Origin of the sequence: Pedobacter gandavensis (genome assembly GCF_014172405.1) — a bacterium.
Lineage (GTDB): Bacteria > Bacteroidota > Bacteroidia > Sphingobacteriales > Sphingobacteriaceae > Pedobacter > Pedobacter gandavensis.
Window position 1 is genome coordinate 1373708 of sequence record NZ_WNXC01000001.1, and the last position, 24715, is coordinate 1398422.

The 24715-nt window shown below is 41.2% G+C and carries 25 protein-coding genes; 9 read left to right on the forward strand and 16 right to left on the reverse strand.

Features of this window, described 5'->3' with window-relative positions; genetic code table 11:
• Positions 1–7: 7 nt before the first annotated feature.
• The 3 genes from GM920_RS05490 to GM920_RS05500 all read left to right on the forward strand — a co-directional run bounded on the left by GM920_RS05490 (position 8) and on the right by GM920_RS05500 (position 3452).
• Complete coding sequence (locus tag GM920_RS05490; RefSeq protein ID WP_182954211.1) at positions 8–973, forward strand: KpsF/GutQ family sugar-phosphate isomerase; 966 nt, start codon at positions 8–10, stop codon at positions 971–973.
• A 15-nt stretch (positions 974–988) separates the two neighbouring features.
• On the forward strand, positions 989–2080 hold the full coding sequence (locus GM920_RS05495; protein WP_182954213.1) for a mannose-1-phosphate guanylyltransferase: 1092 nt from the start codon (positions 989–991) through the stop codon (positions 2078–2080).
• A gap of 100 nt (positions 2081–2180) precedes the next feature.
• Entirely contained in the window at positions 2181–3452 is a 1272-nt protein-coding gene (locus GM920_RS05500; RefSeq protein ID WP_182954214.1) for an Hsp70 family protein, read from the forward strand.
• A gap of 51 nt (positions 3453–3503) precedes the next feature.
• Here the strand turns inward: GM920_RS05500 and rlmB are convergent, their stop codons facing one another.
• Positions 3504–4274 carry a 23S rRNA (guanosine(2251)-2'-O)-methyltransferase RlmB gene (gene rlmB, locus GM920_RS05505; RefSeq protein WP_182954215.1) on the reverse strand — a complete coding sequence of 257 codons (771 nt, stop codon included), beginning with the start codon at positions 4272–4274 and terminating at the stop codon, positions 3504–3506.
• A gap of 210 nt (positions 4275–4484) precedes the next feature.
• On the opposite strand from rlmB, the gene dnaB reads away from it, so the two are divergent.
• The gene (dnaB, locus tag GM920_RS05510; protein ID WP_182954218.1) at positions 4485–6050 is read left to right on the forward strand and encodes a replicative DNA helicase; all 1566 of its coding nucleotides are present in this window, start codon (positions 4485–4487) and stop codon (positions 6048–6050) included.
• A 10-nt stretch (positions 6051–6060) separates the two neighbouring features.
• On the opposite strand, the gene chrA is transcribed toward dnaB, so the two are convergent.
• Together chrA and GM920_RS05520 are read right to left on the reverse strand one after the other, a co-directional pair.
• Positions 6061–7263 carry a chromate efflux transporter gene (gene chrA / locus GM920_RS05515; protein WP_182954220.1) on the reverse strand — a complete coding sequence of 401 codons (1203 nt, stop codon included), beginning with the start codon at positions 7261–7263 and terminating at the stop codon, positions 6061–6063.
• Between the two features lie 8 nt (positions 7264–7271).
• Positions 7272–7607 (reverse strand): tetratricopeptide repeat protein, encoded by a 336-nt coding sequence (locus GM920_RS05520; protein WP_182954223.1) that lies wholly within the window; start codon positions 7605–7607, stop codon positions 7272–7274.
• Between the two features lie 45 nt (positions 7608–7652).
• On the opposite strand from GM920_RS05520, the gene GM920_RS05525 reads away from it, so the two are divergent.
• From GM920_RS05525 to GM920_RS05545, 5 genes are all read left to right on the forward strand, one after another.
• Positions 7653–8390, forward strand: coding sequence for an electron transfer flavoprotein subunit beta/FixA family protein (locus GM920_RS05525; RefSeq protein WP_182954226.1), 738 nt, complete (start codon positions 7653–7655; stop codon positions 8388–8390).
• A 42-nt stretch (positions 8391–8432) separates the two neighbouring features.
• Positions 8433–9404, forward strand: coding sequence for an electron transfer flavoprotein subunit alpha/FixB family protein (locus GM920_RS05530; protein ID WP_182954228.1), 972 nt, complete (start codon positions 8433–8435; stop codon positions 9402–9404).
• Positions 9405–9450: 46 nt separating this feature from the next.
• A complete protein-coding gene (locus GM920_RS05535; RefSeq protein ID WP_182954230.1) occupies positions 9451–10065 on the forward strand; it encodes a bifunctional nuclease family protein in 615 nt (204 codons plus the stop codon).
• A 103-nt stretch (positions 10066–10168) separates the two neighbouring features.
• Positions 10169–11434 (forward strand): nucleoside permease, encoded by a 1266-nt coding sequence (locus tag GM920_RS05540; protein WP_182954233.1) that lies wholly within the window; start codon positions 10169–10171, stop codon positions 11432–11434.
• A 37-nt stretch (positions 11435–11471) separates the two neighbouring features.
• Positions 11472–12512, forward strand: coding sequence for a DUF3667 domain-containing protein (locus tag GM920_RS05545; RefSeq protein WP_182954236.1), 1041 nt, complete (start codon positions 11472–11474; stop codon positions 12510–12512).
• Positions 12513–12584: 72 nt separating this feature from the next.
• On the opposite strand, the gene GM920_RS05550 is transcribed toward GM920_RS05545, so the two are convergent.
• From GM920_RS05550 to GM920_RS05610, 13 genes are all read right to left on the reverse strand, one after another.
• A complete protein-coding gene (locus GM920_RS05550; protein WP_182954238.1) occupies positions 12585–13871 on the reverse strand; it encodes a citrate synthase in 1287 nt (428 codons plus the stop codon).
• Positions 13872–13996: 125 nt separating this feature from the next.
• Positions 13997–14545 (reverse strand): DUF3347 domain-containing protein, encoded by a 549-nt coding sequence (locus GM920_RS05555; RefSeq protein WP_182954241.1) that lies wholly within the window; start codon positions 14543–14545, stop codon positions 13997–13999.
• Between the two features lie 134 nt (positions 14546–14679).
• Positions 14680–15183, reverse strand: a complete 504-nt coding sequence (locus tag GM920_RS05560; RefSeq protein WP_182954243.1) for a hypothetical protein — start codon at positions 15181–15183, stop codon at positions 14680–14682.
• Positions 15184–15245: 62 nt separating this feature from the next.
• A complete protein-coding gene (gene miaA, locus GM920_RS05565; protein ID WP_182954245.1) occupies positions 15246–16178 on the reverse strand; it encodes a tRNA (adenosine(37)-N6)-dimethylallyltransferase MiaA in 933 nt (310 codons plus the stop codon).
• Positions 16179–17021 carry a hypothetical protein gene (locus tag GM920_RS05570; RefSeq protein WP_182954247.1) on the reverse strand — a complete coding sequence of 281 codons (843 nt, stop codon included), beginning with the start codon at positions 17019–17021 and terminating at the stop codon, positions 16179–16181. It lies immediately after the preceding gene.
• Positions 17009–17389: a DUF1801 domain-containing protein gene (locus GM920_RS05575; protein WP_182954248.1), complete on the reverse strand. Its 381-nt coding sequence runs from the start codon at positions 17387–17389 to the stop codon at positions 17009–17011. Before GM920_RS05575 ends, GM920_RS05570 begins: the two co-directional genes overlap by 13 nt.
• Positions 17390–17435: 46 nt before the next feature.
• Entirely contained in the window at positions 17436–18515 is a 1080-nt protein-coding gene (locus GM920_RS05580) for an MBL fold metallo-hydrolase (protein ID WP_235964444.1), read from the reverse strand.
• Between the two features lie 27 nt (positions 18516–18542).
• On the reverse strand, positions 18543–20417 hold the full coding sequence (gene topB, locus GM920_RS05585) for a DNA topoisomerase III (RefSeq protein WP_182954253.1): 1875 nt from the start codon (positions 20415–20417) through the stop codon (positions 18543–18545).
• A gap of 2 nt (positions 20418–20419) precedes the next feature.
• Positions 20420–21319, reverse strand: coding sequence for a histone deacetylase family protein (locus tag GM920_RS05590; protein WP_182954255.1), 900 nt, complete (start codon positions 21317–21319; stop codon positions 20420–20422).
• A complete protein-coding gene (locus GM920_RS05595; protein WP_182954257.1) occupies positions 21320–22180 on the reverse strand; it encodes a bestrophin family protein in 861 nt (286 codons plus the stop codon).
• Complete coding sequence (gene kynU / locus GM920_RS05600; protein WP_182954260.1) at positions 22177–23466, reverse strand: kynureninase; 1290 nt, start codon at positions 23464–23466, stop codon at positions 22177–22179. Before kynU ends, GM920_RS05595 begins: the two co-directional genes overlap by 4 nt.
• Before the next feature lie 82 nt (positions 23467–23548).
• Complete coding sequence (locus GM920_RS05605; protein WP_182954262.1) at positions 23549–24154, reverse strand: DNA-3-methyladenine glycosylase; 606 nt, start codon at positions 24152–24154, stop codon at positions 23549–23551.
• Positions 24147–24623 carry a GAF domain-containing protein gene (locus GM920_RS05610; protein ID WP_182954264.1) on the reverse strand — a complete coding sequence of 159 codons (477 nt, stop codon included), beginning with the start codon at positions 24621–24623 and terminating at the stop codon, positions 24147–24149. The genes GM920_RS05605 and GM920_RS05610 overlap by 8 nt, the downstream gene beginning before the upstream one ends.
• Positions 24624–24715: the final 92 nt, after the last annotated feature.

Consider the following 24715-nt stretch of genomic DNA (forward strand, 5'->3'; position numbering starts at 1 on the left):
ATTCTGTTTGAAAAGTAAAAAAGCTATTATCGAGGACGCAGTCAACACGTTACAACTGGAAGCACAATCCATTTTAGGACTAATTGACCATATAAATGATGATTTTTGCCAGATTATCGACCATATTCTGCAATGTAACGGACGTGTTATTGTTACTGGAATAGGCAAAAGCGCCATTATTGCACAAAAAATAGTGGCAACTTTCAATTCTACAGGCACCCCATCCAGCTTTATGCACGCTGCAGATGCGGTACATGGAGACCTGGGAATGATCCAGAAAAATGACATTGTGATCTGTATTTCCAAAAGCGGAAACACACCTGAAATCAAAGTGCTGGCTCCTTTACTGAAACAATCGGGGAATCTGATGATTGGTATGGTGGGGCAACTGAACTCTGATCTTGCCGTACAAGCAGATCTGATCCTGAATACCACAGTCACAAAAGAAGCTTGTCCGCACAACCTGGCTCCTACCACAAGTACCACTGCTCAAATGGCAATGGGTGATGCCTTAGCCATTTGTCTGCTGAATGCAAGAAATTTCAATGAAGCGGATTTCGGCAGATACCACCCTGGAGGGGCATTAGGAAAACGTCTTTATTTAAAATCCGGTGATATCGCCCTTAAAAACCAAAAACCGGCTATTCCACCAACGGCTTCTGTAAAAGATGTCATTATTGAAATTAGTCAAAACCGTTTAGGCGCAGTCGTTGTTATTGAGGCGGATACGATTTTAGGCATCATTACTGACGGAGATATCAGGAGAATGTTAGAAAAACATACTAATTTAGCCGACATTAAAGCAAGCGATCTCATGAATCCTCATCCTAAAACTATTGAAAAAGATCTTTTAGCCATCAATGCACTGGAAGTAATTAAGGAGAATAACATCACTCAATTACTAGTGACAGATGGCGGAGCGTACTTTGGGATGATCCATTTACATGACCTTCTACAAGAAGGCATAATTTAATACTTTCGATTTAGCATGAATAAAAATAATTACGCATTAATAATGGCCGGTGGCGTTGGCAGTAGATTTTGGCCAGTCAGCAGAACAGAATATCCAAAGCAGTTTATCGACTTCTTCGGGATCGGCAAAACCCTGATTCAAAGCACTTATGAGCGTTTTTTAAAAGTCTGTCCACCAGAGAATATTTTTGTGGTCACCAATGAAATCTACACGGATATCGTTAAAGAGCAACTTCCGGATTTAGCAGTAAATCAAATACTTGCGGAACCGATCATGAGAAACACGGCACCATGCGTTTCTTATGGCTCCATGAAAATCCTCAACCTGAATCCCGATGCAACCATTGTTGTAGCGCCTTCAGACCACACCATTACCAATCAGGATGCTTTTATCGCAGCTATTGAGCAATCTTTAAAAGCAGCATCGGAAAACGACTGCCTGATTACCCTGGGCATTAAACCGAGCAGACCTGATACCGGCTACGGATATATTCAATACGTAGAAAACACACTCCCTACTGATGATCAGATTCACAAGGTGAAAATTTTCACTGAAAAACCCAACCTGGATTTGGCCAAATCATTTATTCAGAGTGGTGATTTCTTATGGAATGCAGGGATCTTCATTTGGTCAGCGAAGTCAATTACTAAAGCTTTCGCTAAGCACCTTCCGGACATGCATGACATCTTCCTACAAGGGAATCCGATATACAACACAGAAAGAGAAGCCAACTTCATTAGCGATGCTTATCAGCAATGCACCAATATCTCTATTGATTTTGGCATTATGGAGAAAGCTGATAATGTGTATGTTCTTCCTGCAGATTTCGGATGGTCAGACCTGGGAACATGGGCTTCCATTTATGAAATTGCGGAGCATGATTATGTAGGAAATGCGGTAATTCCAGCGGAAAAAGTAATGATGTTCGATTCCTCGAACTGTATGGTTAACGTACCAAAAGACAAATTAGTCATCCTTCAAGGCCTCCACGATTACATTGTGGTAGAGTCCAACAACACCTTGATGATCTGTCCAAGAACAGAAGAACAAAACATTAAACAGATTGTTGCCGATGTAAAATCAAAATTCGGCACAAAATATATATAGTCAAGACTTTACCATTTTACAAGATACATCCGGATTCTGGCATAACCAGAACCCGGATGTATTGTTTTTAACAATTTTTGCCTCCAAATTTATCATTACAATGACTAAGTATTTATACGGAATTGACTTTGGAACTACCAATTCTGCCCTATCCATTTATGACGATGAGAAAAAAGAAATCATCGCAACCATTACTGTTCCTTCCATTCTATACTTCAAAGATGAGGCTAATGAAACAGAATCTATTACACATTATGTTGGGGAAGAGGCTATAAACGCCTATATCAATGACGGGATGAAAGGCCGTTTCATGAAATCAGTCAAAAGGGTGCTCCCAAGAACCAGCTTCATTGAAACGCGGGTATTCACTAAGAAATACAATGCCTCAGACCTGGTGACCCTAATTTTAAAAGACCTGAAGCTTAAAGCAGATAAAATTATTGGCTATGACTGCCAGAAAGCCGTTATTGGCCGTCCCGTTTTCTTTGATGATGAAAGCACTGCAAAAGATGCACTTGCCCAAAAACGCTTGAACAAGGCTGCAGAGAACGCAGGTTTCACAGACATTCGTTTTCAGTTTGAACCCATTGGGGCTGCTTTTGCTTACGAGCAGACCATTACCAAAAAAGAAAGAGTACTGGTAGCCGATCTTGGAGGTGGAACAACGGATTTCACCTATCTGGAGTTAGATCCGGCAAAGGTAGGCAGCAAAGATCGTAAAAATGACATTTTAGCGACTGGTGGTATTTATATTGGTGGAGACAGTTTTGATTCTTCTTTCATGTGGGATCAGGGAACACCGCATTTCGGTAAAGACACGCTTTATGAGGCTTCGCCAGGCAAGATGCTGACCGTGCCTAATTCCTATTTCAGTAACATCTGTTCCTGGGAGCAGATGAACTTCTTTAATGGCATCAAAGTAAGGAATGACATCCAAACCTATTACCATTATTCGAAACAAGATCCTAAGTTCAAAAACCTGATTACCCTAACGGATCACAATCTGGGTTATTCCGTATTTCAATCTATTGAGAAAACAAAAGTTGCCTTATCCAAAAATGACGATGCTCCATTTGTATACCGCAATATGGACATAGAAATTGATCAAAACGTAACACTGGAGCAATACAACAAGATTATCCAAAAGGATTTAAGAAAAATCAGCATGTATCTGGATGAGTTTCTTACGAAAAACAAGATCAACCCTGCAGAAATTGACAGTTTATTCCTGACTGGCGGAACCTCTATGGTTGCTGCAGTAAAGGATTTATTTAATAGCAGATTTCCAGAAGTACCTGTCAACTCAGGCGACAACTTCATTAGTGTAGCCAAAGGACTGGCTTATAGCGGATACCTATTTGAAAACGCATAAAAAAAGGGAGCCTGTGTATCACAGGCTCCCAAAATATAAAGTTTTTAAAAATTATAAAGACTGACGTTGTCTAATGGCTTCGTAAAGAATCACTCCTGCCGAAACAGAAACATTCAGTGAACTGATCTCTCCAATCATAGGGATTTTAGCCAAATGATTGGCCATTCTCATGATATCATTTGAAATTCCTTCATCCTCTGCTCCCATTACGATTGCCGTAGGTGCTGTATAATCAGGGGCATAAATTAAATCGTTAGTTTTCTCAGTACAAGCTACAATCTGCAAGCCACAGTCTTGCAAATACAAGGCTACTTTATGAAGATTCGGATGTCTGCACACTGGAATACTGAACAAGGCACCTGCCGAAGTTTTAATCGCATCGGCGTTGATCTGTGCAGAGTTTTTAGTAGGCACAATAATCGCATGTGCACCAGCACAAGCTGCTGTTCTCGCAATTGCGCCCATGTTTCGCACATCTGTGATGCCATCCAGAATCAATACCAGAGGTACTTCACCTTTCTCATAAACTGCAGGAATAATGTCTTCAATTTTCTGGAAAGTAATGGCAGAAATCACCGCAATCACACCCTGATGATTTTTCAGGGTCATTCTGTTCAGTTTTTCAACCGGAACATTATGAACGGGTGCATCTACATCTTTCAAAAATCCTTTCAGCTCTACGATCAAATCACCGCCTAATCCACGCTGAATATAAATACTTTCAATATCCTTACCAGCTTTAATAGCCTCTATTACAGCTCGTATACCAAATACGAATTCATTATTTTCTTTAGCTCTCGCAGGTCTTCTCGAATGTTCCATCTTTCTTAAAATTGAAGCGCAAAAATAGATGAAATAATGCGATTAAAGGAAAGCAATTTCACGATGAAGCTAACTTGCTCTTTTCCACATAGTTCGGTTGATAAAAATAACCCTTCTGGAAATCTATGACCGCAAACCTCGTATTTCTCATTTTTAAATGTTCATAAAAGAATTAAGCAAAGGCACTAATTTTTCCATATTTTTGTAGCCATGAGTAACGACAACGGAAATCAGGGAACAGATAAAGCGAACTTCACTGCCAGAAAGACCAGATTAAGCAATTCCATGAACACCATGGGAAAGATCCCTCCCCAAGCATTAGATCTTGAGGAAGCTGTTTTAGGTGCTTTAATGTTAGAAAAGGACGCCCTATCTACGGTAATTGACATCTTAAAACCTGAAGTATTCTATGCGGAAGCGCACAAGAAAATCTTCGAGGCCATTGCCTTATTATTCCAAAAATCAAAACCTGTTGATATATTAACCGTTACTGCAGAACTTAGAAACCTGGGTTTATTGGAGATGGTAGGCGGTGCTTACTATATTACCAATTTAACCAACAGGGTTGCTTCTGCTGCGAACATTGAATACCACTCGAGGATTATTTCTCAAAAATATATTCAAAGAGAGTTGATTAGAATCTCTTCTGAGATCATCCAGAATGCTTACGAAGACACCACAGATATTTTCGACCTGTTGGATCATGCGGAGAAAAACCTGTTTGACATTGCACAGAACAACCTGCGTAGAGATACCCAGAAAATGGATGAGATTGTCAAACAATCCTTAGCCACTTTAGAAGCCCTTCGTGGAAAAAGCGACGGACTTACGGGAGTACCTTCCGGCTTTACAGACCTTGACCGCATTACCGGTGGATGGCAGCCTTCAGATTTAGTCATCATCGCGGCACGTCCTGCGATGGGAAAAACCGCCTTCGTACTGACCTGCGCCAGAAATGCTGCAGTAGATTTCAAACGTCCGGTAGTGGTATTCTCCCTGGAGATGTCCTCGGTTCAGTTGGTGAATCGTTTGATTTCCGGAGAAACTGAAATTGAGCAAGAGAAAATCAGAAAAGGGAACCTGGCAGAATGGGAATGGCAACAACTCCATAGCAAAATAGGTACCCTAACGGAAGCGCCGTTATTAATTGACGATACCCCTGCCCTGAACATCTTTGAGTTCAGAGCGAAGTGCAGAAGGTTGAAATCACAATACGACCTACAACTGATCATCATCGATTACTTGCAGCTGATGCATGGTAAAGGTGAAGGTGGTGGTGGAAACAGGGAGCAGGAAATCGGTAGTATTTCGAGAGCCCTAAAATCTGTTGCCAAAGAATTAAACGTTCCTGTACTGGCACTTTCTCAGTTGAGTCGTGCGGTGGAGAGTAGACCTGGTCAGAATGGTAAACGCCCAATGCTATCGGATTTACGTGAATCTGGTTCCATTGAGCAGGATGCGGATATGGTACTCTTCCTATACCGACCGGAATATTACGGAATTACGGAAGATGAGCAAGGACGTTCACAAGCGGGTATTGGAGAGGTAATTATCGCGAAACACCGTAACGGTGAAACCGGTATCGTTCCTTTACGCTTCATTGGTAAATACGTTAAATTTACAGATTTGGAGGATAATTTTGCTGCACCAACGTCCTTCTCTATGGACACTAGTGCAGGCATGGCCCCTTCACAAGACTTTGACCGTCCGGCAGGAAACGTCATCATCAAACCATCAAGAATGGATGATATGCATGACGATGACGCTCCCTTTTAAACGATAAAATCTATACGAAATAACCTAATAAAATGCCCGCCAATACGATTATTGGTGGGCTTATTTTTGTAAAATTCAGCACGAGAAAAGTACAAACCATCACGCCTATTGCCATCAGATTTAAGCCCATGGGCTGTACCAGCAATATGAAAGCTGCAATGATAAAGCCGACACTTACGGCATTAATCCCCACCATAGAATACTTGATGCGGGAAATCTTTTTCAAATCTTCCCAAAACGGCACAATAAACAAGACCAGAATCAAGCCTGGCAAATTGATCCCCATAACTGCGACTAAACCGCCCAGCATCTGACCGGTCAGTCCATAGCCAAAGGTTTTCATACTTAAAGCGCCTACATAACTGGTAAATGAAAAAGTGGGGCCTGGCAAAGCCTGCTGTAAAGCAAATCCAGAAAGAAAATCCGTTCCGTTCAGGTAATGTTTCATCTCTACGAACTCTGTAAACATCAAGGGCACCAGAACTTGTCCGCCGCCAAAAATAAAAATCCCGTTTCGGTAGAAATTCTCGAACAATCTGATTGGTAAGCTAAAAAGAGAAGTACGGTTAATGATGGCACCCAAAGCTGCCAGAATAAGTAACACGCCAATAAAGTAGATCAGCTTTTTAGGGTTGATATTTGAAAACAAGCGCACCCTAAGCTCACTTTCCTCTTTTGGTGTACCGATGGCGGAAGAAATCATCCCCCCTATTAAAATGGCAATCGGAAATACATAAGCATTCCTCAATACCATGGTACCCACCACAGCAGCAACGGCCAGAAAAATGGTCAGTTGCGAAACCAATACCCTTTTTGCCAGATTATAGGCCCCAAAAGCGACAATCCCCAAAGCGATGGGTTGAATATATTCCAGAATTTCTCCAAACTTTTGCTGTTGACCCCATTTCGCAAAACTAATGGCAGCAAATGTCATCAATGCTGCTGAAGGAATGATCCAAATGAGAAAAGTAATCAGCGCCAGTTTTAAACCGCCTACCTTATACGCAATGCCGACCAATGTTTGGGTAGAAGCCGGCCCTGGTAGCACCTGCGACAGTGCGTTTAACTCCAGGAGCTCCTCTTCCGTAATATACCTGACGTTTTTTACAAAATATTTAAGCAATAAAGCCAGGTGTGCCTGTGCCCCTCCAAAAGCAGTAAACGTAAAGAGGAACACATCTCTGATAAACAACAGTTGTCTTTTGTTCACCATCCCCATGGTTAATCGTCTTCGTAATCCAGACCGGCAGCAGAATTATAAGCACCCTGCAACTCAGAAAATGCATGCATATCTCTTTTGTTTCTGGCTACGGACATCCCTTTTTGATAGATTTCCAGGGCAGCATCTTTTTGCTGTTCTTTCTCATATAGTTTACCGAGGTGGTAATAAGTACCTACATAATCTGGATGATCCTGGGTTAGTTTTAAGTAATATTCAAATGCCTTTTCTACGTCATTTGAATTGTTGTATTCTGTAGCTAAAGCGTACAGAACGAATGGATCATGAGGATCATTGGATAAAAACTCCAATAACTTTGCTAATCGGGTACTTTGCATTTTAAATCCCTGCTTTTTTAATTAGATTTGCAAAAAGACAATTTTATGAAAATATTAGTTTGTATCAGTAATGTGCCCGACACAACGACAAAAATAACTTTTACTAACGATAATACACAATTCAATACATCAGGCGTACAATTTATTGTAAATCCCTATGATGAAATTGCCTTATCTAGAGCAATTGAACTGTGTGAGGGAGGTAAAGGAACCGTTACCGTAATCAATGTTGGAGAAAGTACCACAGACCCAACCATAAGAAAAGCACTTGCCATCGGAGCAGATGATGCTGTCAGAATCAACGCCGCACCTAGAGACGCTTACTTCACTGCTTACCAGATTGCGGAGTATGCTAAAACCACAGACTACGACATGATCCTTTGCGGTCGCGAATCTATTGATTACAATGGATCTCAGGTAGCTGCAATGGTAGGCGAATTTTTAGATATCCCGTCGATCTCTATCATCAAGAAATTGGATTATGATGGAACGACAGCTACCATAGAACGTGAAATTGAAGGTGGAAAAGAAGTTGTTTCTGTAACTGGCAGGTTTATTGCGAGTTGTGCAGAAGGAACTGCTGTTCCAACGATTCCAAACATGAGAGGCATTATGTCCGCCAGATCTAAACCGCTACAAGTAATTGAAGCCAAAGAAATCGCGCAAATCAGCAAGGTTACTCAGTTTGAAACCCCTGCACCACGTGGCGCAGTGAAATTGATTCCTGCCGAATCTGCAGCACAACTGATCGAGCTTTTACATACAGAAGCTAAAGTGATCTAAACCGTTCTATTTCCATTTATAAAATTATTTAACAAAGATCTTATGTCAGTTTTAGTATATGTAGAACAAGTCGATGGTAAATTTAAGAAGTCTGTTTTTGAAGCAGTTTCTTATGCTAAAGCCATTGCAGATATACAAGGAAGTAATTTAACCGCAATATCAATTGGTAATGTTGGAGAAAGCGAATTGAAAGCGTTGGGCAAATATGGCGCTTCTAAAGTGTTAAACGTTGCCAACGACCAATTAAAAAACTTCGTAAACCAAGCCTATGCTTCGGTAATCGCAGAAGCCGCTAAAAAAGAGCATGCAGAAGTAGTGGTATTGTCAAACTCTTTCTCTGGAAAAGGTTTAGGTCCACGTGTTGCAGTAAAATTAACAGCAGGATTAGTAGACGGTGCAGTAGAATTGCCTAAAATAGAAGGCGGTAAGTTCTCCGTAAAGAAAAATGCATTCTCAGGAAAAGCATTCGGGATCACAGAACTGACCTCTCCAATCAAAGTAATTGCTTTAAATCCGAATGCTTTTGGCGTAAAAGAAGCTGCAGTTGAGGCGACAATTGAGACTTTCGCTCCAGAACTGAAATCAACAGATCTGACTGCAATTGTGAAAGAAATCGTTAGAGCGACAGACAAAATATCTTTACCGGATGCAGAATTGGTAGTTTCCGCTGGACGTGGCCTTAAGGGTCCTGAAAACTGGGGGATGATCGAAGAGCTAGCCGGACTACTTGGCGCAGCTACAGCCTGCTCTAAGCCAGTCTCAGATGCAGATTGGAGACCACATTCAGAACACGTTGGACAAACTGGTATTGCCATCAGTCCGAATCTATATATCGCCATTGGTATTTCTGGAGCAATCCAGCATTTAGCAGGCGTAAGTTCTTCAAAAGTAATCGTAGTGATTAACAAAGATCCGGAAGCTCCTTTCTTTAAGGTTGCGGATTACGGCATCGTAGGTGATGCTTTTGAAGTAGTTCCTCAATTAATAGAAGCATTAAAAGCACATAAAGGCTAAATAAATATCCGGCTGAAACGCTTGTTTTGGCCGGGTATTACTTAAGATGAAAAAAGTAAAACTCGAAATTATCGGTTTGTCTTACAGCCAAACCCAATCAGGCGCTTATGCCCTGGTTCTTGGTGAAGTAAACGGCAGAAGGCGTTTACCGATTATTATCGGTGCGTTTGAAGCACAAGCTATTGCCATAGAAATTGAGAAGATGGTCCCAAGCAGACCCCTTACTCACGACCTGTTCAAGACTTTTGCACAGACTTATCATGTACAAATCACAGAGGTACTTATTTACAACCTGGTAGAGGGCGTATTTTTTGCCAAACTTATTTGTACGGATGGAGAAACCATCCAGGAAATTGATGCCAGAACATCTGATGCGATTGCATTGGCGGTTCGTTTCAATGCCACCATTTACACCTACGAATTTATTCTTTCTTCTGCAGGTATTGTCATTGAAGGCAATGACTTCCTTTTCTTAGAAAACATGGAGGGAATTCCAAAAGAACACAGCTCTGAAGACATGAGCCCTCCCATCCCAGGCTCCAATTACGCCTCACTCAGCACAGAAGAGTTAAATCAGAAACTTCAGGAGGCCATTGCCGAAGAAGCCTATGAAAAAGCAGCAAGGATTCGGGATGAATTAAACAGAAGAAACTCCGCATAACTCATTACTACTTATTATTTTAAATATCTTATCTCAATTTAGAAGAACTATTCAAATTAATTCTATCTTGAAGTATCAATTCAAAAAAAACTAAATTATTATTATGAATGTTAAGTTACGCTTAACTCTGATGAATTTTTTGCAATTCTTTATCTGGGGTTCATGGCTTATTACGATTGGCGTGTATTGGTTTCAGAATAAAGGATGGTCAGGTGCAGAATTCGGTGTGATCTTCTCCACCATGGGAATCTCCTCTATCTTTATGCCTGCCCTTGCCGGAATTATTTGCGATCGTTTTGTCAATGCAGAAAAATTATACGGCACATTTCACATCCTTGGTGCATGTGTGTTGTTTTGCCTGCCTATGGTGACTAACCCAAGCACCTTTTTCTGGGTGATCCTACTCAACATGATCTTTTATATGCCCACCCTATCTTTATCGATTACTGTGGCTTATACTGCTTTAAAGAATGCGAAACAGGACGTTGTAAAAGACTATCCTCCCATCAGAATTTGGGGAACAATTGGTTTTATTGCGGCCTTATGGGTAGTAAGTTTAACCGGAAATGAAGCTTCTTCCAACCAGTTTTACATCGCATCCGGCGTTTCCCTGGCGCTAGGCATCTATGCCTTTACCTTACCGAAATGCCCACCATTGGCTAACAAAGTGGAAAGTAAATCTTTCGTAGATGCCTTAGGATTAAGGGCTTTTACCTTATTTAAGCAAAAGAAATTTGCCACATTCTTCTTATTCTCTATGTTCTTAGGTGCGGCTTTACAGCTCACCAATGCTTATGGAGACACTTACTTACATGATTTCAAGGAAAATCCAGCATTCGCTAACCTCCTTGCCGTAAAGTATCCAGCAATTATCATGTCGATTTCTCAAATCTCTGAAACCTTGTTTATCCTGGCAATTCCATTTTTCTTAAGGAAATTTGGTATTAAATACGTGATGTTGTTTAGTATGCTGGCCTGGGTATTGAGATTCGGTCTTTTTGCCTTTGGCGATCCTGCCGGCGGATTATGGATGATCATTTTGTCTTGTATCGTTTACGGAATGGCTTTCGACTTCTTTAACATCTCCGGTTCTTTATTCGTAGAGACCCAGATTGACGAGAAAATCAGAGGAAGTGCTCAAGGTTTATTCATGATGATGGTGAACGGATTTGGTGCTTTATTTGGCAGTTTCACCAGTGGAATGATCATTGAACATTTCTTTACCGGAGCAAATCAAAGTAAAGACTGGCACGGCATCTGGCTAACCTTTGCTGCTTACACACTGCTATTGGCAATTACCTTCCCTTTCATCTTCAAATACAAGCACAACAAAGCGGAGTTAAATGCGATTAACGCAATGAACCACTAAAAAACCAACCGAACCAACCAACAACCTAATAAACTATATGTCTGGTAAATACCGTAAAGAGAAGGACTGCTTAAACTGCGGTCATGAAGTAGAAGCGCATTTCTGCTCCTACTGCGGACAAGAAAATATCATCGTTAAAGAAGATGCACTACATATGGTAGTGCATGCTGTATCCGATTATTTCCATTTTGAATCCAAGTTTTTTGGGACAATTAAACCCTTGTTATTCCAACCGGGGGTATTGACACAAAAATATGTAGAAGGTAAGAGAGCTTCCTATTTACATCCCATTAAGCTCTATATTTTCATCAGCATTGTTTTCTTTTTGGTTGCCCTAAGTGGTAACAAGAAGAACGAAACAGAAACTAAAAAAGAAAGTACCACCATACAGAAGGGTAAGTCAAACTCACAATTAGATACCTCAGAAAAGGAATCCTCAGATTTTGTTGGGCCAAACATTCTTGAAACCATTAAAAAAAATAAAGACAAAGCAAAAAGACAAGCTGACTCAGGCGGTACTGGTAGTAATAACATCATCTCAATCGGCCCTGTTGTGGACAGTACCATCGCAGCCTATGAGAAAAGGCAAAGCGGTTTACCGGAGGAAAAACGTGATGGCTTTATCAAGGCAGTAATCCAGAAAAAGAACATTGAATTAATGCACACTAAAGATTCATCAGAAAAGCTGGAAGAAAGTCTGTTGCACAACGTCCCGAAAATGATGTTTCTCCTACTTCCTCTTTTTGCACTGATACTTAAAATTGTCTATTTCAATAAAAAGAAATACTATTTTGAGCATTTAATTTACGCTTTCCATATTCATTCGGCAATATTTCTAATCGTGCTGATCAGTACACTGATTACCTGGCTTGGGGGGTATTTTTACGACATTAGTGAACTGATGTTTACCCTTAGCTTCTTTTGGATCACCTGGTACATCTATAAGTCTTTGCGGACTTTCTATGGCAACAGCAGATGGGTAACTATATTAAAGTATTTCCTGTTAATCGTTTGTTATAGCATTGTGATGGTGTTAACCTTGATATTAGGTGCTTCTGCATCTATCTTTATGTTATAAACAAAAAAGTAACCACATAAAAAAACCGCTTCGTCAAATGACGAAGCGGTTTTTTTATGTGGTTATATTGAATTAACGCTTATCTAAAGGCACAAACTCTCTGTTGGTATGTCCAACATACACCTGACGTGGGCGACCGATTGGTTCTTTATTTTCATGCATTTCTTTCCATTGTGCAATCCATCCTGGTAAACGACCTAAAGCAAACAACACAGTGAACATATCTGTAGGGAAACCTAAGGCTCTGTAAATGATTCCAGAATAGAAATCTACGTTTGGATAAAGCTTACGCTCTACGAAGTAAGGATCGCTTAATGCAGCTTCTTCCAGTTTCTTAGCAATCTCCAATACCGGATCATTGATGCCTAATTTTTCCAGAATATCATCACAAGCTTTTTTAATGATTTTTGCTCTTGGATCGAAGTTTTTATAAACTCTATGTCCGAAGCCCATCATACGGAAAGGATCGTTTTTATCTTTTGCTTTGTTGATCCATTTTTCAGTATCACCACCATCTTCTTTAATGCGTTCCAGCATTTCGATTACTGCCTGGTTAGCACCACCATGAAGTGGACCCCATAAAGCAGCGATTCCTGCAGAAACTGAAGCATAAAGGTTACAGTCTGATGAACCTACCATTCTTACTGTCGATGCAGAGCAGTTTTGCTCATGATCAGCATGTAAGATCAATAAAGTATTCATTGCACTAACTACTACCGGATCAATATCAATTTCTTCTGTACGCTGACCGAAGATCATGTTTAAGAAATTGCTAACGTAGTCGTATTTATTTTTTGGATAGATCAGTGGGTGACCTAAAGATTTTTTATAGATGAAAGATACAATCGTTGGGAACTTAGCCAGCAATTTAATCATGGTCAGATCCATGGTTTCTGGCGAAGAGTTTGCATTTAAAGACTCCGGATAGAAAGTAGACAATGAGCATACCAATGAAGCCAGTTGCGCCATCGGATGTGATTTAGAAGGATAACCATCTAAAAACTTCTTCATGTCTTCATGAATCAGCGTATGACGGCTGATCGAAACCTGAAAATCAGACAATTGCTCAGTTGTAGGTAAATCGCCATATATAAGCAGGTATGCTACTTCTAAAAAGGTAGATTTTTCCGCTAGTTCTTCAATTGAATAACCACGGTATTTTAAAATCCCTTTTTCTCCGTCTAAAAAGGTAATTGCACTTTTCGTGGATCCGGTGTTTTTGTAACCAAAGTCTAAGGTAATGTGACCGGTTAAATCTCTAAGTTTCGAAATATCTATAGACTTCTCCCCTTCGGTACCGGTAATAACGGGAAATTCATAGACTTTTCCGTCAATCTTAATTTCTGCAATATCTGACATATATATATCTTAAATTTATAATAAACAAAATTAGCTAATCCATATTGATTAGCATTTGATCAGCGCTAACAAAGCTGTTAAATAATTATTAAATGTGAGTCAAGGGTAAGTAAGAATCTGTGAAATTACTTCGCTGCCTTAATTTCTTCCACAACACGACCACACTCCATCATTTCATCTCCATAATATGGATTCTGAATTTTCTTTTCTGAAGACAACCAGTCGCCACCATCGCCTTTATTGGCCATTGGGCAATGTTGTACATAGATCGTACCTGTTTCCACAGCTGCATGTTTGAATAAGGCAATCAGGTCTGCACTTAACGCAGTAAAGTCTTTTCTTTGTGCGGCGATATCTTTTGCTGTAGCCATTTTCTCTGCAGTAACCGCAGTACTTTCACAACCCTTCTCAGCGGCAAGATTTACTTTCAATTCCGCAGCCGCTTTTTTAGCGTCTTCAAATTTAGAGTTGACCAAAGCATCTTTTAAAGTAAGGTATCCGTTATAAATGGACTGTACATTTGCGTCCTTCAATTTTACGCTTGCCGGTGTTGCGGGATCAGCCACCGTTGCAGCCGTAGAATCAGCCGTAGCACTTAAAGCTACTTTTTGATTCGTGTTGCTGGTACAAGATGTAGCGATCATAATTGCCGCTACAGCGAAGTATCTTTTCATATAAGTTTTTTTGTTTTTATGAATAACAGATCTATGATATTCTGTTTTTTGGTTAAATTACAGTTTTAATTTTAAATAAATAAAAAAGCCCCTTAAAAAAACAGGGGCTTAGTGTAATTAAGTCTTTTTCAGACCTATAATTTAAAACCATAAGCCACACGTAAGGCGACTTGGCCAGTATTAAAACCACGCTTTGGTAAACCTTCATATTTCACACCCAAGTCCAAACCACTGCTCCAAGCGTAGCCAATAGCAGGAGAATAAAGAAATGAAGTCCCGGAATTCTTGGTCACCCCAAAGGCTGCCCCAAGTTCTCCCATCCCATACAACCCAGATCCACTTGGATCAAAAAACACTTTCAAACCTGCTTTCAATGGGATATATCCATAATCAGGCACATCAATACCATTTTTGTTTTCACCAATAAAATGCGTGTATCCTGTGGTGATTGGAACCGAAACTTGTTTGGAAACATCAAATTGCATTCTCGCATCTGCACCTATGGCAAAGCTATAGCCATCTGTAGTAGGAACACCTAAATTAACACCTACACCAAGTTTCTGCGCATTCACATTCGTACTCAATAATAAAGCCACAGCAGCTGCTGCCGAGGCTATAAAGGTGGTAGATTTTTTCATGTTGTAATTTCGTTGATATACACAGACATTTACAAAATGTATGCCACCAGAAATATTTTTTTTTAAAAAGACAAATCCTGCTGGTAAGCGGTCATTACTTTTCCATATAAATCCGCTTCATTTTCTGTGGCATCAAACCAATGAATCTTCAGCCCATCTTTCTCCATTTTCCTAAAAAAAGTCATCTGGCGCTTCGAAAACTGGCATATTGCCGTTCCAAGACGTACTTTTAGTGTTTCATAATCCAATTCACCATCCAGGTAAGCGATGATAAACTTGTACTCCAATCCGTAAAAAATTAAAATTTCCCGATCCACTCCCATTTCCAGCAGCATTTTCACCTCTTCGATCATGCCAGCTTTGAACCTGGCTTCCATTCTGGTCAGGATTTTTTCCCTGCGCAGCGCGACATCAATTTGCAATCCGACAATAAAAGGAGTTATTAAAGGCCTTTTTACCGGATTAAAATCATGGTGTTGCAAGTAATCTGCAATCTCAAGGGCACGAATCAGTCGTTTGTGAGAAGAAAGGTCGGCATGGGCTACGATAGCTTTCGGATAATTCAACAGCATGGCGCTCAACTCCTCTTTTTGCTTAGGTAGCAACTCCGCTCTTAGCCGCTCATTTACTGGGATCGCCGTATACTCCTGCGCTTGCAGGATGCTGTGCATGTACATGCCTGTACCACCACAAAGAATAGGCAATACTCTTTTCGCAGTAAGTGCTTCAAAAGTCCGGTAAAAATCTTCTTTAAACTCGTTTACGTTGTATTTATCTCCTGCCTCTTTAATATTGATCAGGTGATAAGGAATATCTTTTCCATTGACATGGTACTCTTGAAGGTCCTTTCCGGTACCGATGTCCATATTTCTGAAAACTTGCCTGCTATCGGCACTAATAATCTCCGCATGAAGTGCTTCCGCGAGCTTTACCGCAAGCTTCGTTTTTCCGGAGGCCGTAGGCCCTAGTATGACCAGTAGTGGGTTCTGCTCCATTTACAAGTATAAAATGTATTTTAAATTCCCTGTATTGAACACAGGAAGATAATGCTGTGCGATTAAAAATTGTTGTTGTTCGGTTTCCTCCAGAATCTTCAATTCCTCCTGCAACGTTGCAGGCAATCGAAGCAAAGTTTTCCGGTTGTAATCCTTTAAATCCAGCCATAAGGCCAAAGGTTCTGTTGCATTGACCAGTTCAAAGCCAGAAGAAGCGTAGGCATTGCCCAGCGACCAGTCTCTGTCTGCATAACTCATCAGGTCATTGGGTTGGACCAGGGTAATGAAATGTTTGAGCAGTTTGCTAAAACCACCAGTCACCGTAAAACCAATCTGACTCGCGAAGCGAACCAATTCGTAGGAACGGTAATCTACTGCAATACGCGTCATCGGCCTGGCGGCACTAAATAACGCAACTGCTACAATTTCCTCCCCAATCAGCAATGCGAATTTATATTTTGTTTTTGCAGAACCCTGTAAATGATGGTTCAAGAGAAACTCATCAGCCTGCAGCTGGGTTATGGCTATGATTTTGCCTTTACGACCATGGAGCGTTTTATTCCGACCCAGGATAGAGGCTATTCTGCCCAATACCTGTTCCCTGCGACTGTGCCAAATATCTTCCCATAAATGAACCAGATAGCAGCTTTGCTCTTGATAAGTCTTTTGTAGCGCGATGAAATCGGCAGGACTCCCCCCATCTCTTAAGGACACCAAATGTATGGCTACCTGCTGCTGATCCAGAAAGACCAGCTCATTCCCCTCTATTTCAGTAAAGGCAATGCCCTTATCCGTTAATGCGGTAATAAAATCTAATTGCCAAACTGGTCTTAATCTACCCAACCCTTTTCTTTATATAATTTGAATCCTTCTGCCAAGGCGCTTTCAATCATCGAAAGCAGCTCAAAATCCAGTTTTTTGATATGGAAACAAGACTTCCCTTTTAAATGCTTCAATAGTTTAGGATCAAAAGTAGTTTTCATTTCTGGTTCTACATATATCGGCATAAAATAAAAACCAACATAACCCTTTGCAATGACCACACTGCCGAAAAACCACCCTAATCTCTTCTTACCATCAACCTGCACCTCTTTTTCGGTCCACAATTCATAGGCAGTTTCACTATTCACCCTGTCGTTGAAACCCAGAGCTTCATATTGTTGCATGGTTGCTCTAATCGTTTGAAAAATTTCTACAAAATCAGTTTTCATGATTATCAGTTTTATAGGGTAACATGATTTAACCAGATATTGTTTCCTAATCCAGATACCATCTTTTCACAGGATACTCCTGATCTAATACAATAGCCTCTCCTAACATTGGAGTGGTAATCTTCAGGTTCATTTCTTCGGCCTTTTTTACCGCTCTGATTACCGGTTCATTCCAATCGTGCAAAGCCAGGGTAAATTTCCCCCAATGCACAGGCAACAATACTTTTGCCTTTAAATCTATTGCCGCCTGAACCGTTTGTTCCGGAAACATGTGAATGAGTGGCCAATTCACATTGTACTGCCCACATTCCAAAATCGCGAGGTCAAATGGACCGTAGCTTTCTCCATCTTGTTTAAAATGGGTATCATAACCGGAATCACCACCTAGATAAAGCTTATGATTTGGCGTTTGAAGTATAAAAGCCGACCATAAGCTTTGGTTTCTTTTGAAAAGCCGACCGGTAAAATGTCTGGCAGATCTGGCTAAAAATTTCAGGCCATCTTTTTCTACAGTTTCTCCCCAAGCCAGTTCTGTAATTTTATCGGCAGGAATTCCCCATCGCTCCAAATGGGCACCGGCACCTAAAGAAGTTACAAAATGCTTCGTTTTATCTTTCAATCTGAGGATGGTTTGATGATCCATATGGTCATAATGATCATGCGTAATCAATACGATATCTAAAGCTGGAAAATCTTCTGTCTTTACAAAATCCGTCCCCTCATAATTCTTATTTCCTAAAAAAGAGAATGGCGAAGTGCGTGGCGAAAATACCGGGTCTACCAGAACATGAAGTCCATCTACTTGCAATAAGTAAGAAGAGTGGCCAAACCAGATCACTTTAAGCCCACTTAATTTAGAAAAATCAGGTTTCACATGAGGGAGCGCCTTTTTTGGGCTTGAATTTTCATTCCCCTTGATCATGGCGATCACCATATCCAAATAACTCACTTCATCTGGTTTCATGGGCGTTGGCGATTTATTCTCCAAGGCACCATTTTTATAATTTGGCAACGCTTTGATGCGCTCCAGTCGTGTCCCTTCCGACAAGCTGCCGAACACTGGCAAACTCATCACCCAAAAGGCAAAACCACTGATTAACACGATCAGCACTAATATAATATACATAAACTTCTTCATTTAATTCCTTGCTTTTTATTTAGCTTCCGGAACTGGTGCTGGTGTTACCGGTGCTGGTGCCGGCGCTAATTTAGCCGCAAGCCCATTTCCAGCCAATAACATCTCATTTGTTATCTCTTTGGTATATTCTGTAATCTCCGCTTTGAAATCAGCCACGGAAGCTCCGGAACGGATTTCTTCCAATCGTTTTTCCCATTGACCCGTCAATTCTGCCTGCGCAATTTTTTGGTCTTTCACCACGTCATATACGGCAAGTCCTTTTGGTGTAGGCACTAAATTCCTCTTTTCACGAATGATATATTCTCTATTGATCAGCGTTTCGATAATTGCCGCCCTGGTGGCCGGAGTTCCCAAACCACTATCTTTCATGGCATAACGCAACTCTTCATCTTCGATATCCTTACCTGAAGTTTCTAAAGCTTTCAACAGCGAAGCCTCATTGTACATCGGTTTAGGCTTAGTTTGTTTCTCCATGAAGGCCTTGTTTACCACCGGCAACAACTCTCCTGTCTTCACTTTCGGTAATGCCGGATTTTCCTCATCTTTCTTTTCTTCATCAGACTCATTGAATACTGATCTCCATCCCGCAGAACGAATCACTGTACCATTAGCGATAAATACAGATCCCGATTCTACCGTTATTTTGGTAATTTCCTTCACACATTCCTGGTGGAATGCTTCCAGCATCCGCCCAACTACCATGTCATAAATGGCTTGTTTATCCCCAGTCAGCTGATAAGGAGATTCACCTGTAGGTAAAATCGCATGGTGATCCGTTACTTTCTTCGCATTCACACTACGCTTGCTCAGCTTGGCGGTACTTAGAAACTCCGCTTGTTTACCAAAATCTTTATGGTCTTTTAGTTTTTCAATGAGCGCAGGAACGCCAGCAAAAACATCATCACCGATAAACCTACTCCCAGTACGGGGATAAGTGATCAATTTACTCTCATACAAGCCCTGTAACAAACTCAAAGTCTGATCAGCAGTAAATCCCTTCTTTTTATTTCCTTCTTGTTGTAGGCTACTTAAATCATGTAATAGTGGAGGTGGTTCTTTTCTTGGTTTCGCTTCAACGCTGAGAATCTTTCCACCATTGGGGAAACCCGAGGCTACATCTTCGATTTTATCGAATAACTCCTGCGCTTCTTCTTTCTTACTAAAATTGGCGATAGACATCGCTCTAAAGAGCTGTCCATCTTTATCCAGCTGGATGGCCAGCTGGTAATACGTTTGGGGCACAAAATTTTTGATTTCCAGATAACGGGAACAAATCATGGCCAATGTTGGGGTTTGCACCCTTCCCAACGAAAGTACAGAGCGGTTTCCTGCGGAAATACTCAAGGCCTGGGTTGCGTTCATCCCGACCAACCAATCAGACTCTGACCTGCAATGTGCAGAATTGAATAACGTATCGTAATCTGTTCCTGGTTTCAGGTTTCTAAACCCTTCTTTAATCGCTTCGTCAGTTTGCGAAGAGATCCAGAGCCTTTTAAAAGGCTTTTTACATTTCAGAAAATAGTAGATATAGCGGAAAATCAGTTCACCTTCCCGCCCGGCATCCGTCGCAACAATGATTTCTGTGGCTTCATCAAACAACATTTTGATGGTATCCAATTGTTTTCTTACTCCGGGATCTTCCACCAAACCATCTTTGGTCTTGATTTTACGAATCGCCAGTTTAAACTTTTTGGGTAACATCGGCAGGTGCTGCCTTCTCCAGCCAATAAAACCATATTCCTGCGGTGGCGCCAATTGAAGTAAATGACCAAAGGCCCAGGTAAACGAATACCCTTTTCCTTCAATGTAACCATCTTTTTTTGTCGTAGCACCGAAGACTTTAGCTAACTCACGCCCTACGGAGGGTTTTTCTGCAATTACAATCTTCATAATTATTCAAAAATATCTAAACCAATTTTAAAAGTATGACAATGTGCCTCCACAATGTCCCGGATGTTTGGGGAATAGCCCCCGCCCATGCTCACCTGTACAGGCAGGTTGTTTTCTTTACAAAACGTAAAAACCATCTTGTCCCGGGTTTTACAGCCTTCTTTTGATAAAGCCAGTTTGCCCAGCTTATCACTTTCCAGCACATCTACGCCAGACAGGTAAAACACAAAATCAGGTTGATGTTTTAAGAGTTCCGGAAGAGCAGCTTCCAGTTTCCTTAAAAACTGATCATCCTTTAATCCATCTTCCAGCGGGATATCAAGGTCTGAAACCTCCTTTCTAAAGGGGAAATTCTTCTCCCCATGCATAGAAAAAGTAAATACCCGATCTTCCTTTTCAAAAATCTCTGCGGTACCATTTCCCTGATGTACATCCAAATCTATGATTAAGATGCGTTGCGACAAGCCTTTATTTAATAAGAAACTTGCAGCGATCGCCTGATCGTTCAATAAACAGAAGCCTTCACCCCAATTACTTCCGGCATGGTGCGTACCACCAGCCACATTAAAGGCAATTCCATTCTCCTGAGCGTAGATTGCAGTATCTATTGTTCCCTGGGCGATCCGAAGTTCCCGCTCCAGCAATTGTGCCGTTAAGGGAAATCCAATTCGTCTTTGTTCCCTTGGAGCTAAGGTCAAATCCCTGAGTTGCGCCCAATAGCCGGGCTCATGTGCCAACAATACAGCTGCCTCATTGGCTGGTTCTGGTTCAAAAAGATCATTAGGACTAATTACGCCTTCATGTAGCAATTGTCCAGGAATCAACTCATATTTTAACATCGGAAAACGATGGCCTTCAGGCAAGGGATGGGCAAATAAAGGATGCCAGGCGATTCTCCCCATTTAGTTTAAAATCTCCCCCACATGCTTCTCAATATTATTGCAAATATCATCCACAGGAAGATCGTTCGCATCCTCTCCAAAAGGATCCTCAATCTCTTCAGCGATCAGCTCCAAACCAGCCAAAACATAGAGGATAAAGGGTACAATCGGCACCACATAATAACCCAAACTGAAGACCCATCCGATAGGTAAAGTAATCACATAAACGAAGATGAATTTCTTGATAAAAGCACTGTAAGAATATGGGATTGGCGTTCTTCTAATTCGCTCACAACCACCACAGATATCCATGAACTTCTCAACATCTGCATTAAGTATAATCAGCTGTTCGTTACTGATCTTTCCGGCAGCTAACAAATCGTAAACACGGGTAGATATACTGGATGCAATCTGGATTGGAATATGCTTCCCACCATCTACTGCGATCAGCAAACTATTCTTTCCGAAATACTGTTTTTCCCGCAGGTGTTCCTTCAGTGCAAAGGCAAATTTGGGGATGGCATATTCAAAGAATTCCTCATCCTCCTTGTTCAACCTTAAAGACTTGATTTTGATGGCAAAATTGCGACTTACGTTGGTCAATCCGCCTAACAACCGGCGGCCTTCCCACCACCTGTCATAGGAAGTATTCGTTCTAAACACCAATAACATGGAAATTACAAAGCCCAGTAAGCTGTGCATCATCCCAATATTTTTTACGTATTGTGTTTCAGAAAGCTTCAGATAGTTCAATTCTAAAAATGCAATACCAGCAGAAAAGAGTGCCACACTGACCATCAAGGCCCATAGCTTTCTAAAAACGTCTGCCTGATCGATATGAAATATAAAGGTTACCCAATCTTTTGGGTTATAATTGATCATATAAGTATCTCCTTACTAATTTTGAGCATCAGCTCAGCTGTCTTAAAAACATCTTCAAAAGAATTGTACAAAGGCACCGGACTAAGACGAATCACATTCGGTTCCCGCCAGTCGCCAAGTACCTGATGTGCCACCAGTTGTTGGAATATTTCCTTCCCCTTATCTTTTGCAATGATGGAAACCTGGGCGCCACGGTCGGCAGCTTCAGTTGGGGTAATGACCTTAAATTGCTCGAATCCCAATTCCTTATTCACCTGATTAACAGCAAAAATAAGATAAGCAGTTAAAGTTTCACTCTTAATCCTCAAAGTCTCCATGAACCCTGCTTTCTCGAAGATTTTCAACGAAGCATGGTACAAAGCCATAGGCATCACCTGTGTACAACTCACCTGCCATCCATCTGCACCTGCCTCCGGCACAAAGCCTTTCTCCATTTTAAAGCGTTGCGCTTCCTGGTAGCCCCACCAGCCCGCAAAGCGATTCAAACTTGTATCAGTAAAATGTTTCTCATGGACAAAAATACCACTGATTCCACCTGGTCCAGCGTTCTGATATTTATAAGAGCACCAACAGGCAAAGTCTATATCCCAGTCGTGCAACTTCAAAGGCACATTTCCTGCTGCATGAGCCAAATCAAAACCAACCAATGCACCAGCCGCATGACCTGCCTTCGTGATCGCCTCCATATCGAACCATTGGCCCGTAAAGTAATTGACTCCGCCAAACAGTACCAGGGCTATCTCTGCCCCATGTTCTGCTATTTGCGCTATAATATCTTCGGTATGCAAGGTATATTCTCCTGCTCTTGGACTCACCTCAATAATGGCCTCTTTAGGATCATACCCATGAAAACGAACCTGACTCTCTATCGCATATTGATCGGAAGGAAAGGCACCGGCCTCCATGATAATCTTGAACCGACCTGGCTGAGGTTTATAAAAACTCACCATCAGCAAATGGAGATTTACCGTCAACGTGTTCATCGGGCAAACCTCTAAAGGACTTGCTCCAACGATGGGCGCCATCAACGATTTCAATTCTTTATGGTAGAACATCCAGGGATCTTCTCCCTCAAACCACCCCTCTACCGCAAGGTTTTCCCAGTTGGCCATCTGCTGTTCTAAAACCTCACGTGCCGCTTTAGGCTGCAAACCTAACGAATTACCACACAAGTATATAAACTGTTCACCATTTTGCTTAGGAAATAGAAAATCTTTTCTAAGACTGGCCAATGGATCTGCCTGATCCAGTTCTTTTGCAAACGCTAAAGTATAGTCAAAATTCATTGTCTCAAATATCAATAAAAAAGGCAAATAAAATAAAACACCTGCCCTTTTGTTATCCACAACCTTTCCCCAATTTGCTAAATCAGGTCCTGGGTTTACTTACATATTTATTTCCTTTCAGGTAATACCTCCAGGGTAAAAAAGCATAGTCATCTGCATAAGCGACGCCCACCCTGTGACTTGCAACCACCGTCCCCGGAAGCCAGTCTTCCGGCGCATCTTCTATCCAGATCTCTGCTCCATCAAGCGATAAACCATTCAATCGACGATCTATACCCATTGCTTTCGCCAGGGCACCGGGACCTGCAGTAAGGTTAGGCTTCAACTGCTCCATCCCTCTTCGTTCCAACATGACATCTATTCCAATGACCGGCTCTAAGCCACGCACCAACACCGCATGCGGTGTTCCTTTCTGAGCCGTTACCACATTAAATAAATGATGAATCCCATAACAAAGGTAGACATAAGACAAGCCTCCGGGCTCATACATCACCTTAGTGCGATCTGTAAAACGACCACCATAAGCATGAGACGCTTTGTCATCTACTCCCTTATAAGCTTCCGTTTCTACAATTATACCCGCAGTCAGCTTCCCATCTACAAAAGTGAAAAGTTGCTTACCCAATAGCGAAATCGCCAAGGCATTTACATCGTCACGCTGGTAAAAAGAGAAAGGTAATTTAGCCATGAATTAAGTTAATTATTTCCTTTAGGTATTTGGCATCAATTTCATCAAAATGAGCAAGATGCTCACTATCAACATCCAACACACCGATCACTTCAGTCCCTTTGAAAATCGGTAAAACGATCTCTGAACGGGAAGCACTCGCACAGGCAATATGCCCAGGAAAAGCATCCACATCTGGCACGATCAAGGTTTCTTCTTGCAACCAGGAAGCACCACAAACTCCTTTTCCTTTGTGAATTCTGGTACAGGCTACCGGACCCTGAAACGGACCTAAAACCAACTGATCATTTTTCACCAGGTAAAAACCCACCCAGAACCAATTGAACTGCTCTTTTAAGGCAGCAGCGATGTTTGCCAAATTCGCGATTTGATCCGTTTCCCCGCTAATCAATGCTTCAATCTGAGGAATCAAAGAGCGGTATTGAGCCTCTTTACTTATATCTGTTACTATCTTTAAATCTTCTGCCATATCTGCTTTTTTACTACCCAAAGATACAAAAGCCTGATACTATTGTTGCCATCAGCACGTAAAAGCAATAAAATTCAATTGCGAAATTTTAT